Origin of the sequence: Rhodoferax sp., from assembly GCF_023701345.1 — a bacterium.
Lineage (GTDB): Bacteria > Pseudomonadota > Gammaproteobacteria > Burkholderiales > Burkholderiaceae_C > Rhodoferax.
In genome coordinates this window covers 1-13492 of the sequence record NZ_JAMPXE010000094.1, presented here as the reverse complement: position 1 = coordinate 13492, position 13492 = coordinate 1, and the positions used below count along the sequence as shown (strand labels likewise).

The 13492-nt window shown below is 57.8% G+C and carries 15 protein-coding genes; 12 read left to right on the top strand and 3 right to left on the bottom strand.

The window, feature by feature from the left end; genetic code table 11:
* The 3 genes from NDI87_RS12585 to erpA all read left to right on the top strand — a co-directional run.
* The coding region (locus NDI87_RS12585) for an uL13 family ribosomal protein (RefSeq protein WP_296275616.1) at positions 1–220 on the top strand (220 nt) is incomplete at its 5' end.
* Positions 221–230: 10 nt separating this feature from the next.
* Complete coding sequence (gene rpsI / locus NDI87_RS12580) at positions 231–623, top strand: 30S ribosomal protein S9 (RefSeq protein WP_078366577.1); 393 nt, start codon at positions 231–233, stop codon at positions 621–623.
* 182 nt (positions 624–805) lie between these two features.
* Entirely contained in the window at positions 806–1168 is a 363-nt protein-coding gene (gene erpA, locus NDI87_RS12575; protein WP_296162992.1) for an iron-sulfur cluster insertion protein ErpA, read from the top strand.
* Between the two features lie 23 nt (positions 1169–1191).
* Here the strand turns inward: erpA and NDI87_RS12570 are convergent, their stop codons facing one another.
* Together NDI87_RS12570 and NDI87_RS12565 are read right to left on the bottom strand one after the other, a co-directional pair.
* Positions 1192–2307: an anhydro-N-acetylmuramic acid kinase gene (locus tag NDI87_RS12570; protein ID WP_296275615.1), complete on the bottom strand. Its 1116-nt coding sequence runs from the start codon at positions 2305–2307 to the stop codon at positions 1192–1194.
* A gap of 21 nt (positions 2308–2328) precedes the next feature.
* Positions 2329–3720: a M23 family metallopeptidase gene (locus NDI87_RS12565; RefSeq protein ID WP_296275613.1), complete on the bottom strand. Its 1392-nt coding sequence runs from the start codon at positions 3718–3720 to the stop codon at positions 2329–2331.
* 140 nt (positions 3721–3860) lie between these two features.
* On the opposite strand from NDI87_RS12565, the gene tyrS reads away from it, so the two are divergent.
* From tyrS to NDI87_RS12540, 5 genes are all read left to right on the top strand, one after another.
* Complete coding sequence (gene tyrS / locus NDI87_RS12560) at positions 3861–5105, top strand: tyrosine--tRNA ligase (protein WP_296275612.1); 1245 nt, start codon at positions 3861–3863, stop codon at positions 5103–5105.
* A gap of 54 nt (positions 5106–5159) precedes the next feature.
* Complete coding sequence (dtd, locus tag NDI87_RS12555; protein ID WP_296275609.1) at positions 5160–5636, top strand: D-aminoacyl-tRNA deacylase; 477 nt, start codon at positions 5160–5162, stop codon at positions 5634–5636.
* Positions 5637–5644: 8 nt separating this feature from the next.
* Positions 5645–6799, top strand: a complete 1155-nt coding sequence (rodA, locus tag NDI87_RS12550; RefSeq protein ID WP_296275608.1) for a rod shape-determining protein RodA — start codon at positions 5645–5647, stop codon at positions 6797–6799.
* A 77-nt stretch (positions 6800–6876) separates the two neighbouring features.
* Complete coding sequence (tldD, locus tag NDI87_RS12545) at positions 6877–8340, top strand: metalloprotease TldD (RefSeq protein WP_296275607.1); 1464 nt, start codon at positions 6877–6879, stop codon at positions 8338–8340.
* 228 nt (positions 8341–8568) lie between these two features.
* A complete protein-coding gene (locus NDI87_RS12540; protein ID WP_296275606.1) occupies positions 8569–9705 on the top strand; it encodes a 3-deoxy-7-phosphoheptulonate synthase in 1137 nt (378 codons plus the stop codon).
* A 54-nt stretch (positions 9706–9759) separates the two neighbouring features.
* Here NDI87_RS12540 and mpl read toward each other — a convergent pair whose 3' ends face one another.
* Positions 9760–11160, bottom strand: a complete 1401-nt coding sequence (mpl, locus tag NDI87_RS12535; protein ID WP_296275605.1) for a UDP-N-acetylmuramate:L-alanyl-gamma-D-glutamyl-meso-diaminopimelate ligase — start codon at positions 11158–11160, stop codon at positions 9760–9762.
* A gap of 89 nt (positions 11161–11249) precedes the next feature.
* Here mpl and NDI87_RS12530 point away from each other — a divergent pair, with 89 nt between their 5' ends.
* The 4 genes from NDI87_RS12530 to NDI87_RS12515 all read left to right on the top strand — a co-directional run.
* The gene (locus NDI87_RS12530; RefSeq protein WP_296275617.1) at positions 11250–11843 is read left to right on the top strand and encodes a hypothetical protein; all 594 of its coding nucleotides are present in this window, start codon (positions 11250–11252) and stop codon (positions 11841–11843) included.
* Between the two features lie 29 nt (positions 11844–11872).
* The gene (locus NDI87_RS12525; protein WP_296275604.1) at positions 11873–12397 is read left to right on the top strand and encodes a TlpA disulfide reductase family protein; all 525 of its coding nucleotides are present in this window, start codon (positions 11873–11875) and stop codon (positions 12395–12397) included.
* Between the two features lie 112 nt (positions 12398–12509).
* Positions 12510–12968: an acetyl-CoA carboxylase biotin carboxyl carrier protein gene (gene accB, locus NDI87_RS12520; RefSeq protein ID WP_296275602.1), complete on the top strand. Its 459-nt coding sequence runs from the start codon at positions 12510–12512 to the stop codon at positions 12966–12968.
* A 14-nt stretch (positions 12969–12982) separates the two neighbouring features.
* Positions 12983–13492: biotin carboxylase N-terminal domain-containing protein (locus tag NDI87_RS12515; protein WP_296275601.1), on the top strand; the 510-nt coding region annotated here is incomplete at its 3' end.

Below are 13492 nucleotides of genomic sequence, written 5' to 3'. Positions count from 1 at the left end.
GGACAAGGTCTACTACAGCCACTCCGGTTACCCGGGCGGCATCAGTTCCACCAACTTCCGTGACATGCAAGCCAAATTCCCTGGCCGCGCTTTGGAAAAAGCCGTCAAGGGCATGTTGCCTAAAGGCCCTCTGGGCTACGCCATGATCAAGAAGCTCAAGGTGTACGGTGGTGCTGAGCACCCGCACACTGCCCAGCAACCCAAAGTGTTGGTACTTTAAGGAGCTCTCAATGATTGGTGAATGGAACAACGGTACCGGCCGTCGCAAATCAAGCGTCGCCCGTGTTTTCCTGAAAAAAGGCTCCGGCCAAATCGTCGTCAACGGCAAAGACATTCAAAAGTTCTTTGGCCGTGAAACTTCGATCATGATCTGCAAACAGCCGCTGATGCTGACCAACCACGCTGAAACCTTTGACATCATGGTCAATGTGGCAGGCGGCGGTGAGTCCGGTCAAGCTGGCGCGGTGCGCCACGGTATCACCCGTGCCCTGATCGACTACGACGCAACACTCAAGTCCGAGCTGAGCAAAGCCGGTTTTGTGACCCGCGATGCCCGTGAAGTGGAACGTAAGAAGGTCGGTTTGCACGGTGCCCGCCGTCGCAAGCAGTTCAGCAAACGTTAATTTTCGCTGCCAAACAAACAGCCGCCCGAATGCAAATTCTGGCGGCTGTTTGCATCTTGCCTTTCGTGTGCAACTTGAGGCGGAAGAAAAACCCACACTGAAACTAGCGACTAATCACGGGTGCGACAAAACTTGATCGAATTACTGTACCATTTCGTCAATTCCAATTAACGGAGAAATTCATGAGCGCTGTTGCCGAAGACATTCAAACTGAAATGCCCGCCCCGATTTTGTTTACCGACAGTGCGGCGGCCAAAGTGGCTGACCTGATTGCAGAAGAAGGCAACCCTGACCTGAAGCTGCGCGTGTTTGTGCAAGGCGGCGGTTGCTCGGGCTTTCAATATGGCTTCACATTTGATGAAATCACCAACGACGATGACACCACCATGACCAAGAACGGGGTATCGCTGTTGATTGATGCCATGAGCTACCAGTATTTGGTGGGTGCAGAGATCGACTACAAGGAAGACCTGCAAGGCGCGCAGTTCGTCATTAAGAACCCCAATGCCACCACCACCTGTGGTTGCGGCTCAAGCTTCTCCTGATCAAACAGTGCACGTCCCCCGGCTCAGGCTGGGTAGATTGCACCCAAGACACGGGCACCTCGGGTGCCCGTGATGCTTTTTAGATCCAGGGTTTCGCGCCGGATCGTTTTGCTGGCCAGCCAGGCAAAGGCGGTGGCCTCAACTTGTTGTGATGGTAAGCCGTGGGTATCCGAGCGGACGACCGCCGTATCGGGCAGGAGCGCCTGAAGGCGCGCCATCAAGTATGCATTGAAGGCGCCGCCCCCACAAACGATCAGTTGTTTGCTCTTCGACCCATAAGTTTGGACGCATGCGGCGCAAGTGCTCGCAGTCAATTCGGTTAATGTGGCCAGAACATCGACGGGCGTCACATCGGGAAAGTCTTTGAGTTGCAGTTCAAGCCAGTCAGGGCTGAACAAGTCCCTCCCCGTACTTTTCGGCGGCAGCAAAGCAAAAAAATGTTCGGCCAACATGGTGCTCAACAAGTTGGCATGCACTTGGCCGCTGGCGGCCCAAGTGCCGCCAGCATCAAATGGAAGACCACGATGGCGCTGGCACCAGGCATCCATCAAGGCGTTGCCGGGGCCGCAATCAAAGCCGAGCACATCATCCGTCAGCGCAGGGCCCAAGACCGTGAGATTGGCCATGCCGCCAATATTAAGCACAGCCGTGGTTTGGCCTGCTTTGCCAAACACAGCTTGGTGAAAGGCGGGCACCAGGGGCGCGCCCTGGCCGCCTGCGGCGACATCACGGCTCCGGAAGTCAGCGACGATATCGATGCCGGTGAGTTCGGCCAGAAGGGCTGGATTGGCCAATTGCAGCGTGTAGCCGGTGCCATCGTGCAATTGGGGCTGGTGGCGCACGGTTTGACCGTGTGCTCCGATGGCCGTGATCTGCCCGGGCGCAAGGCCAGACATGGCCAGCAATTGCTTCACCACGCTGGCATAGACCCGCATGAGCGTGTTGGCGGCCAGGGCGGCGCGATGCAGTTCATTGATGCCAGACTGGTTGAGTGCCAGCAACTCCGCCTTCAGGTCGGGTTCAAGTGCGGCACTGGCATGGGCTCGAACAGTGATTGGGGTGGTGCTGAAGTCTGCCAGGACACCATCGACCCCGTCCAGCGAGGTGCCTGACATCAGGCCGATGAATAACGCTGTCACGAGATGCCGCAGGGAAGCTAATTATTGCGCGCTGGTCACTTCCATGGTGGCGGCAGCGGCCAATGCGACCCTGGCTTGTTGCGCCAATTTGTCAAAAACGGGCTTGACTGCTGCAGTGACAGGAACGGTCTCGCTCGTTTGGGCTACTTTCATGGGGTCCTGCTGCACGCCGTTGTTGCGCACCTCGAAGTGCAGGTGAGGGCCGGTCGCCCAGCCAGTCGAACCAACCAGACCAATGGTTTGGCCTTGGCTTACCTTGTCGCCACGGCGCACCAGCAGTTTGCTCAAGTGGGCATACACGGTTTCGGTTTCGCCACGGTGCTTGATGAAAACAACGTTGCCATAGCCATTTTGAACGCCTGAAAATGTCACCACGCCGTCGCCGACGGTGCGCGCAGGTGTGCCGGTGCTGGCCGCGAAGTCCGTGCCCAGATGGGCGCGCATTTGTTTGAGCACTGGATGAAAGCGCATGGCAAACCCACTGCTGATGCGCGAATAGGCGACTGGTGAGCTCAAAAATGCGCGGCGCAAGCTTTGGCCATCAAGCGTGTAGTAACCGCCCTTGTGGCTCGGGCTGCCTGCCTGCGTGCTACCGTGTGCTTGTCCGGCAATGGGTTCGTCGAACCACATGGCCTGATGGGTCTTGCCTGCATTGACAAATTCGGCGCTCAGCACGCGGCCGGTGCGCAGTGGCTCGCCATCGCCTTCCAGGGTTTCATAGACCACGGAAAAGCGGTCGCCTTTGCGCAACTCGCGGCGAAAGTCGATGTCCCCCGAAAAAATTTCGGCCAATTGTGAGGCGATGGCATCGGGAATCTTGGCTTCATCAGTGGCTGCGAACAATGAATTCTGAATGGTGCCGCTGGCCAGCTTGCTGCTGGCGCTCAGGGCGGCCGTTTCCAGACGTGTGCTGAAACCATTGTCTTTGCGCTCAATGACCAGCCGTTGGAATTGACCGTCGGTGTCGGTGCTCCAGCGGGCGGTGAGTTTTTGCAGGCGTTGGTCGTTCAGCGCTTCGACGGTAATTTGACGGCCACTGCGGCCGAGCAAGATCTGTCGTGCGCTGTCGTCGTTGCGCAGGTAAGCGGCAGCCTGTGTGTCGTCAATGCCCAGGCGTTTGAGCAGGGTGTCAGCGGTGTCGCTGCTGCGCGTGTTATCGGTGCGGTAGAGCACATACGCTGGGCTGGTGTCTTGGATATAGTCCGTGAATGCCAGGGGCTGCACTGTTTCGAGTATTTCGCGCACGGGTAAATCAGCGGCATCCGGGCCCAGTGAAGCCACGGCAAAAGCACCGCCGCCGCCGCTCAGCAACAAGGCCGCCACGACGGCTGTGACACGCTTGGGGTGCTGCTTTAGCAAATGGGCAGCAGTGTTTGCAAAAACCTGGCCGATGGCAAAAAGTTGCTTGAACAAAAGAGAGTCCTGGAATGAGGCTTGTCTGAAAGAAGCAACAGGCAAGAAAAAATAGGCCGGGTTGCCAACGTAAAATCAGTCTAAAAAAACTGCTGTAGAGTATAAACCCTGCCCGATCGGCCGCATCCAGAAAAACCCTTATGACCAATGCCAAACCACCTCAATTTTCTGTGTCAGATCGTATCCAGGAGGCTTTGGCGGTTACCCTGCGCGGCTGTGAAGAACTGATTCCTCAGGAGGATTGGCTCAAGAAACTGGCGCGCTCAGAGGCGACCCGTACCCCGTTGCGCATCAAACTCGGGCTGGATCCGACGGCCCCGGATATCCACATAGGCCATACGGTGGTGCTCAACAAGCTGCGCCAGTTGCAGGATTTGGGGCACACCGTGATCTTCTTGATTGGCGATTTCACCACGCTGATCGGGGATCCGTCCGGCCGCAATAACACGCGCCCACCGCTGACCCGCGAGCAAATTGAGATTAACGCCGAAACCTATTACCGTCAGGCATCGATGGTGCTGGACCCGTCCAGAACCGAGATTCGTTACAACAGCGAGTGGGGCGACACATTGGGTTCGCGCGGCATGATCGAACTGGCATCGCGCTATACCGTGGCGCGCATGATGGAGCGCAACGACTTTCATGACCGCTTCCATGCCGGCACACCCATCAGCGTGCACGAGTTCCTGTACCCGCTGATGCAGGGGTACGACAGCGTGGCTTTGCGGAGCGACCTGGAACTGGGGGGGACCGATCAGAAATTTAATTTGTTGATGGGGCGCCACCTGCAAGCCGAATACGGGCAGGAGCCACAATGCATTTTGACCATGCCCCTGCTTGAAGGCCTGGACGGCATTGAGAAAATGTCCAAGAGCAAGGGCAACTACATTGGTATTTCCGAGGATGCCAACACCATGTTTGCCAAGGTTCTGAGCATCTCCGACGTGCTGATGTGGCGCTGGTACACGCTGCTGAGTTTCAAGTCGGAAGCCGACATTGCTGCCCTGAAGGCTGATGTGCTGGCCGGGCGCAACCCCAAAGAAGTCAAGGTGGCGTTGGCCAAAGAGATCACCACGCGCTTCCACTCCAGCGCGGCGGCGGATGCGGCCGAGCAGGACTTCATTAATCGCAGCAAGGGTGGTGTTCCTGACGAGATTGCCGAAGTTCGCTTGCCTTTGGACGAGGGTGGTGTTGCGTTGGGCATTGGTGCTTTGTTAAAGGCCACGGGTCTGGCGGCGTCCAGCGGTGAAGGCAATCGCCTGATTGATGGCGGCGGTGTTCGGTTGGATTCGGGTGTCGTGAGTGACAAGGGACTCAAGCTGGGCGCGGGTACGTACGTACTGCAAGTCGGGAAACGCAAGTTTGCCCGCGTGACACTGTCTTGAGCCTCACGTGAAAGGGATTGTCAAGTCGCAGCCCGGCTGTCTGACGGCGCCATCATGATGGCCTTGCTGCAGCGGGTGCGACACGCCCGGGTTGAAGTGGCCGGTCGCGTGGTCGGTGAAATTGGCCCTGGTCTGCTGGTATTCCTGTGCGCTGAGCACTGTGACACAGAGGCGCAAGGTGACAAACTGCTGGCCAAAATCCTGAAATTGAGAATTTTCAGCGATGCGGCTGGCAAGATGAACCACAGCGTGCAAAACATCGATGGTCAGGGGCAACTGGGCGGTTTGCTGGTGGTGAGCCAGTTCACGCTGGCGGCCGACGCCTCAGGCGGCAACCGGCCCAGTTTCACGACTGCTGCGGCACCTGACGAAGGTCGGCGTTTGTATGCGTATTTTGTAAAACAAGCCCAGGCGGCACACCCCGTCGTGCAAACCGGCCAGTTTGCAGCCGACATGCAGGTGTACCTGGTGAACGACGGTCCGGTAACGATACCCTTGAGGGTGTCACCGCCTGACTGCACCCCGCGATAATCACGCTCATGTCGCTGGTTTTTGAACGTCCTTCCCTGTTGCGCCGCCTGTCACCCTGGTTTTCCGGTTTTGACGGCCCGCTGGCTTTTGCCGTTTTCATCCTGGTATGCGGTGGTTTGCTGACCATGTATTCCTCCGGCTACGACCATGGCACGCGCTTTGAAGACCATGCGCGCAACATGCTGATCGCCGGCTTCATCATGTTCGTTGTGGCGCAAATTCCACCGCAACACCTGTTGACCCTGGCGGTGCCCATCTACATTTTGGGTGTGGCGCTGCTGATTGCCGTGGCGGTGTTTGGTGTGACCAAAAAAGGTGCCAGGCGCTGGCTCAACGTCGGTGTGACCATTCAGCCCAGTGAGATTCTGAAGATTGCCATGCCGTTGATGCTGGCCTGGTGGTTTCAGAAGCGCGAGGGCCAATTGCGGCCGCTGGATTTTCTGGTGGCGGGACTGTTGTTGATGTTGCCAGTTGGGCTGATCATGAAACAACCTGATTTGGGTACCTCGCTGCTGGTATTGGCGGCCGGACTGTCGGTGATCTTTTTTGCCGGCTTGAGCTGGAAACTGGTGGCCCCGCCGTTGGTTCTGGGCTTGCTGGGCATCTCCTTGCTGGTGGTGTTCGAGCCCGAGTTGTGTGCCGACGGTGTCCGTTGGCCCCTGCTGCACGAGTACCAGCAGCAGCGCGTGTGCACGCTGTTGGACCCGGGTCGTGATCCTTTGGGGAAGGGCTTTCACATCATTCAGGGCATGATCGCGATTGGTTCGGGTGGCTTTTGGGGCAAGGGCTTCATGCAGGGGACACAGACCCATCTGGAGTTCATCCCGGAGCGCACCACCGACTTTATTTTTGCCGCGTTCTCCGAAGAGTTTGGCCTGTTTGGCAATTTGCTGCTGATTGCCGCCTTCATCTTCTTGGTGCTGCGCGCGCTGGTGATTGCGCTGGAGGCGCCCACCGTGTTCACCCGCCTGCTGGGCGGGGCGATGGCGATGATTTTCTTTTGCTACGCCTTCGTCAACATGGGTATGGTCAGTGGCATTTTGCCGGTGGTGGGGGTGCCGTTGCCGTTCATCAGCTACGGCGGCACGGCCATGGTCACCCTCGGCCTGGGGCTGGGCATTTTGATGTCGATTGCCAAATCCAAGCGGTTGGTGCAGTCGTAGCTTCTGATGCTGCACGGTTCGTGAGGTTGAGCCGCGCGCCAGCCACGCATTTTGACCCCAAGCCCTAGAATCGCGCGATGATTTCACGCGAACCCACCCTTGAACGCCTGGCAGTTGCCAAGTCCCTGTTGCTCACCCCCTTCGGGCTGGACGAATCCCACTTGGCGCGCGCGCTGGCCGAGATCAAGGCGCACCACCGGGTGGATGAAGCTGACCTTTATTTCCAGTACACCCGCTCAGAGGGCTGGAGCCTTGAAGAAGGCATTGTCAAGACCGGCTCATTCTCCATTGACCAGGGTGTTGGCGTGCGTGCGGTGAGTGGTGAAAAAACCGCCTTTGCCTATTCGGACGACATTTCCGAAGCTTCGCTGCTCGATGCGGCCCGGACCGTGCGGTCAATCGCCAGCATCGCCCAGGCCGGGCGGGTGCGGGTGCCCGCTAAAAAAATTGCTTCTTCCCGCTCCCTGTACAACGGTCTGGACCCCATTGCCAGTCTGGACAGCACCGCCAAGGTCAAGCTGCTGGAGAAGGTAGAGCAACTGGCACGCGCCAAAGATCCACGCGTGGCGCAAGTCATGGCGGGGCTGGCGGCTGAATACGACGTGGTGCTGGTGGCGCGCGCCGACGGCACGCTTGCCGCCGATGTGCGTCCGCTGGTGCGCCTGAGTGTGACCGTGATCACCGAACAACAAGGCCGTCGAGAGGTGGGTTCGGCCGGGGGCGGTGGCCGTTTTGGTTTTGCCTATTTTGATGACGCACTGATCGGTCAGTATGTCGATGAAGCGGTCTCGGCAGCGCTCACCAATCTGGAGGCGCGACCCGCGCCTGCTGGTGAAATGACGGTTGTGCTGGGCGCAGGCTGGCCTGGTATTCTGTTGCACGAAGCCATCGGTCACGGGCTTGAAGGCGATTTCAATCGCAAGGGGTCGAGTGCTTTCAGTGGCCGAATTGGCCAGCGCGTGGCCGCCAAAGGGGTGACCGTGCTGGATGACGGCACCCTCAGTGACCGGCGCGGTTCGCTCAATGTCGATGACGAAGGCAACGCCAGCGGCCGCAATGTGCTGATTGAGGACGGTATTCTCAAGGGCTACATCCAGGATGCCATGAACGCCCGCCTGATGGGCGTCAAGCCCACCGGGAACGGGCGGCGTGAAAGCTACGCTCACGTACCGATTCCGCGCATGACCAATACCTACATGCTGGGCGGTGACAAGGCCCCTGAAGAAATCGTGGCCAGTATCAAGAAGGGCCTGTACGCCACCAACTTCGGCGGTGGCCAGGTGGACATCACCTCGGGCAAGTTCGTGTTCTCGGCGAGCCAGGCTTACTGGGTGGAAAACGGCAAAATCCTGTACCCGGTCAAGGGCGCAACGCTGGTCGGTAGCGGACCTGAAGTCCTGAAGCGCGTCAGCATGATCGGCAACGACATGAAGCTCGACAGCGGGGTCGGCACTTGCGGCAAAGAGGGGCAGAGTGTGCCGGTTGGCGTGGGTCAACCCACGCTGCGCATCGATGGTCTGACGGTGGGTGGCACGGCCTGATGACACGGTGCGAGATCAGCCCTGTCAGTTGGACTGATCTGAATGTGCTACATTCCAATCCCATGACATCAGTGCACTTTTTCTTTGGCTACTTTTGGTTCTCAAGCGCCGCAGGCGGTAGAGAGTTCTGAACGTACCTGAAATAAACGTCCTGATCCTCCAAAAACCGCCGGCAACCCCGGCGGTTTTTTTATGTGCTTTTGTTTCAACTCTATGAGGATGCCGTCCATGAATGCCAAAGTCACTGCTGATAAAGATGCCTGGGGTACCCACGTGCCAAGTCCCGCCACTGACCGTACTGGTCAGACCGACAACGAACGTATCAAGGACATCACCGTGTTGCCGCCGCCAGAGCATTTGATCCGCTTCTTTCCGATTCAGGGCACGCCAGTGGAAAAGATGATCAGCAGCACAAGGCGGCATATTCACCAGATCATGGCGGGCAAGGATGACCGGCTGTTGGTGATCATTGGTCCGTGCTCGATTCACGACCCGGTGGCGGCCATTGAGTACGCACGCCGGCTGAAGGAGCAGCGCGACAAGTACGCTGACTCGCTGGAAATTGTGATGCGCGTGTACTTTGAGAAACCGCGCACTACCGTCGGCTGGAAAGGCCTGATCAACGACCCCTACCTGGACGAATCCTTCCGCATCGACGAGGGCCTGCGCATCGCCCGCCAATTGCTCATCGAGATCAACCGTCTGGGCTTGCCCGCCGGTAGTGAATTCCTGGATGTGATCTCTCCCCAGTATCTGGGCGACCTGATCGCGTGGGGCGCGATTGGCGCCCGCACCACCGAGAGCCAGGTCCATCGCGAACTGGCTTCCGGTCTGTCAGCGCCGATTGGCTTCAAGAATGGCACCGACGGCAACATCAAAATTGCCACCGATGCGATTCAGGCCGCTGCCGGCGGCCACCACTTTTTGTCAGTTCACAAGAACGGCCAGGTGGCGATTGTGCAAACCCATGGCAACAAGGACTGCCACGTGATTTTGCGCGGTGGCAAAACGCCCAACTATGACGCGGCGAGTGTCGCGGCGGCTTGTGCAGAACTGGAAAAAGCCAAACTGCCAGCCACCCTGATGGTGGACTGCAGTCACGCCAACAGCAGCAAGCAACACGAGAAGCAACTGGAGGTGGCGCGCGACATTGCCAATCAAATCAAGGCGGGCTCACACCAGGTGTTCGGCGTCATGGTTGAAAGCCACCTGCAGGCTGGTGCGCAAAAGTTCACGCCGGGCAAGGATAAATCCGGCAAGCTCGAATTTGGCAAAAGCATCACCGATGCCTGTTTGGGCTGGGATGATTCGCTGGAATGCCTGGACGTGCTGTCAAAAGCCGTGTTGGCACGGCGCGCTCGTTAACAACAGCCAGAGGTCTTCAGGGGCCTCTGGCAATAATCCGGTCGTTACGCGTCGCTATTTACTTTGCAGTGCCTGAAGCAGCTTGGCGTGAACCCCGGAAAAGCCGCCATTGCTCATGCACAGGATGTGATCTCCCCCCCGGGCGGTCTGGCTGACCTGCCTGACCAGGGTGTCGATGTTGTCGGTTGCCGCGGCCCGTGCGCCCATGGTCGCCAGCACTTCGTTGGCATCCCAATCCAGGCCGGCGCTGTGACAAAAAGCCAGATCGGCCTGTTCCAGACTCCAGGGCAACTGCGACTTCATGGTGCCCAGTTTCATGGTGTTGGAGCGCGGCTCAAATACCGCCAGAATGCGTTCGCCCGCCTTGAGTGTCCGGCGCAGGCCATCCACGGTGGTGCGAATGGCCGTGGGGTGGTGGGCGAAGTCGTCGTAAACGGTGATGTTCCCGCTCGCGGTCTTGACCGTGCCGCGCAACTCCATACGGCGTTTCACGTTTTCGAAGCTGCCCAGTGCCTGCGCAGCAAGCTGCGGGTCAACGCCCAGGTGTTCGGCGGCGGCTATGGCTGCCAGGGCGTTGAGCTGGTTGTGGCTGCCTGTCAGTGGCCATGTCACGTGGCCGACGGATTTGCCTTCAAATAACACGTCGAAGTCCTGCGCTTCACCCCGCGCAGTGAAGTCGCTGACCGTTGCGCCAAAGCTGCGCACCTCGCTCCAGCAGCCCATGTGCAGCACGCGCGCCAGACTCTCTTCGAGGCCGTTGACCACGATCCGGCCGCTGCCATGCGCGCCGGCACCGGGCACGGTGCGCAGCAAATGGTGGAATTGCCGCTCAATGGCAGCCAGATCGTCAAAAATGTCGGCGTGATCAAACTCCAGGTTGTTCAGCACGGCGGTGCGCGGCCGGTAATGCACGAACTTGCTGCGTTTGTCAAAAAAGGCGGTGTCATATTCATCGGCCTCAATGGCAAAGGCCCGGCCCTGGCCCAGGCGGGCAGAGACGCCAAAGTTCAGCGGCACGCCGCCAACCAAAAAGCCGGGTTGCAAGCCGGCAAGTTCCAGAATCCAGCTGGTCATGGCGGTGGTGGTGGTTTTACCGTGGGTGCCGGCAATGGCGATCACATGGCGTCCCTGCAATACATGCTCGGCCAGCCATTGGGGGCCGCTGGTGTAGGGCAGGCCGGCGTCGAGAATGGCTTCCATCAGCGGGAATTTGGGGGTGCCATCATGCAAGCGGGCGCGGCTGACCACATTACCGACCACATACATGTCTGGCTTGAGTGCCAGTTGATCGGCGCCATAACCTTCCATCAGGTCAATCCCCAAGGCGCGTAACTGGTCGCTCATGGGGGGGTAAACGCCAGCGTCACAGCCGGTCACTTTGTGGCCTGCTTCGCGCGCCAGGGCAGCAAGTCCTCCCATGAAGGTGCCGCAGATGCCAAGAATATGAATATGCATGGTGTGATTTTAGGCGGGCCGCCATGTTGCGCCGGGCGCATTCCCTTGACGGGTCTGGTGGAACTCAATCAGGGCAAAATGCACCCTCTATGACTGATGATCAATCTGAAATTGCGGCGCAAGCCGCCCGTTGGGTGGTGGAGGAGGGTTTGGAGTACGGCCCAGCCAAGCGTCGTGCGGTCAAAGCGCTGGGTCTGAGTGGGCGCGGATCATTGCCATCCAACGAGGTATTGGAAGATGCCGTCATGGATTACATTGAGGTGTTTTGTGCCGACACCCAGCCGCATGAGTTGCAGGCCTTGAGGCGCCTGGCGTTGGACTGGATGGCGCGCTTGTCTGAGTTTCGCCCTCACTTGGGTGGTGCGGTGTGGCATGGCACTGCCACTAGAAAGTCGGATATTTACCTGCAGTTATTTTGTGACGACAGCAAATCGGCTGAAATTGCATTGATTGACCAGCGGGTGAGTTATGTGGCGCGCACGGTCTCAGGCTTCAAAGGCGAGCCGGTAGAGGCCTTGAGCGTGCACACGTTTTGTGCGGAGTTGAATGAGGATATAGGGGTGCATCTGATGATTTATGACTTTGATGATGTGCGTGGTGCGCTTAAGCCAGATGCCAAAGGCCGTGCGCCGCGGGGTGATGCAAAGGCCGTGCAATGCTTGCTGTTGCAACTGACTGTATGAGCGTCTCGCGTACTACATCACGGCGCGGCATGCTTGCCGCCGCGGTCGGGTTGGCTTTGGCTGGTGTCGGTGCAGGCTTGGCCTTGCGTACGACCAGGCGTCAGTCACAGGCGCTGCAAGAGGCTGAAAATCATTTTTGGGGGCAACAATTCGCTCAGTTGGACGGGGTTGTACTGGCGACAAGTACCTTCAAAGGCCATCCGTTGGTGTTGAATTTTTGGGCAACCTGGTGTCCACCCTGTGTTGAAGAACTGCCGTTAATTAACAATTTTTTTCAACAAAACAAGACAAAAGGTTGGCAAGTATTGGGTTTGGCAGTGGATCAGGCTGCGCCCGTGACCCGCTTTCTGGCTCGATCGCCGCTGTCTTTCTCCGTCGCTTTGGCCGGTTTCCCTGGAATAGAGATCAGTCGATCGCTGGGGAATTTATCTGGCGCCTTGCCGTTTACCGTGGTATTTGATTCGACCGGTCAAATCGTCCATCGTAAAATGGGCAAGTTGACAGTTGATGATCTGCGTCTTTGGGAGCGCTTGCCAGTCGGATTGACGTTGTAAAGAAAATGTAAAATAATGTCTAGTTAGCTTGTTTTGTCGAAAATTGATTGCAATTTATCGAAAATCCAAGTGAATTTCTGTTGGCAGTTACCTATTTTCGTTGGAGCCCCCCATGGACCTCAGAAAACTCAAAACCCTGATCGACCTGGTCTCGGAATCGAATGTCTCCGAGCTTGAAATCACTGAAGCAGAAGGCAAAATTCGCATTGTCAAAGGGGGTGGGGCAGCGACTCAGAACTTTGCTTCTCATAACCCATCTGCAACGCATGCACCGGGCGCCGTGCCTGTCGCTGCGCCTGAGGCAGCCCCTGTCGTGGTTGCGGTGCCGGCTGAAACCGGCCATACCGTCAAGTCACCGATGGTGGGAACTTTTTATCGTTCTGCCTCACCGGGCGCCAAGTCTTTTGTCGAGGTTGGCGACAATGTCAAGGAGGGTGAGACCCTTTGCATCATTGAGGCTATGAAAATCCTCAATGAAATTGAATCTGACAAGAGCGGGACCGTGCGACGCATATTGGCTGATAACGGTCAAGCGGTGGAATACGGTCAACCGCTCTTCATCATTGATTAAGGTCAGGCGCATTCATGTTTAAAAAAATTCTGGTTGCCAACCGAGGCGAAATCGCTTTACGGATCCAACGTGCCTGCCGTGAGTTGGGTGTTCAGGCCGTCATGGTGTACTCGGAAGCTGATCGCGATGCCAAGTACGTCAAGCTGGCTGAAGAGGCTGTGTGCATCGGACCGGCATCTTCCGCGCTAAGCTACCTCAACATGCCGGCCATTATTTCGTCCGCCGAGGTCACCGATGCAGAAGCCATTCACCCTGGCTATGGTTTTTTGAGTGAGAACGCTGACTTTGCCGAGCGAGTGGAACGCAGTGGCTTCCAGTTCATTGGCCCTACACCGGAATCGATCCGCATCATGGGTGACAAGGTGTCGGCCAAACAAGCCATGATCAAGGCGGGCGTGCCCTGTGTGCCCGGCTCCGAAGGTGAACTGCCAGACGATCCGGTCCAGATCAAGCGGATTGCCAAAATGATCGGTTATCCGGTCATCATCAAGGCAGCGGGCGGTGGCGGTGGCCGTGGCATGCGG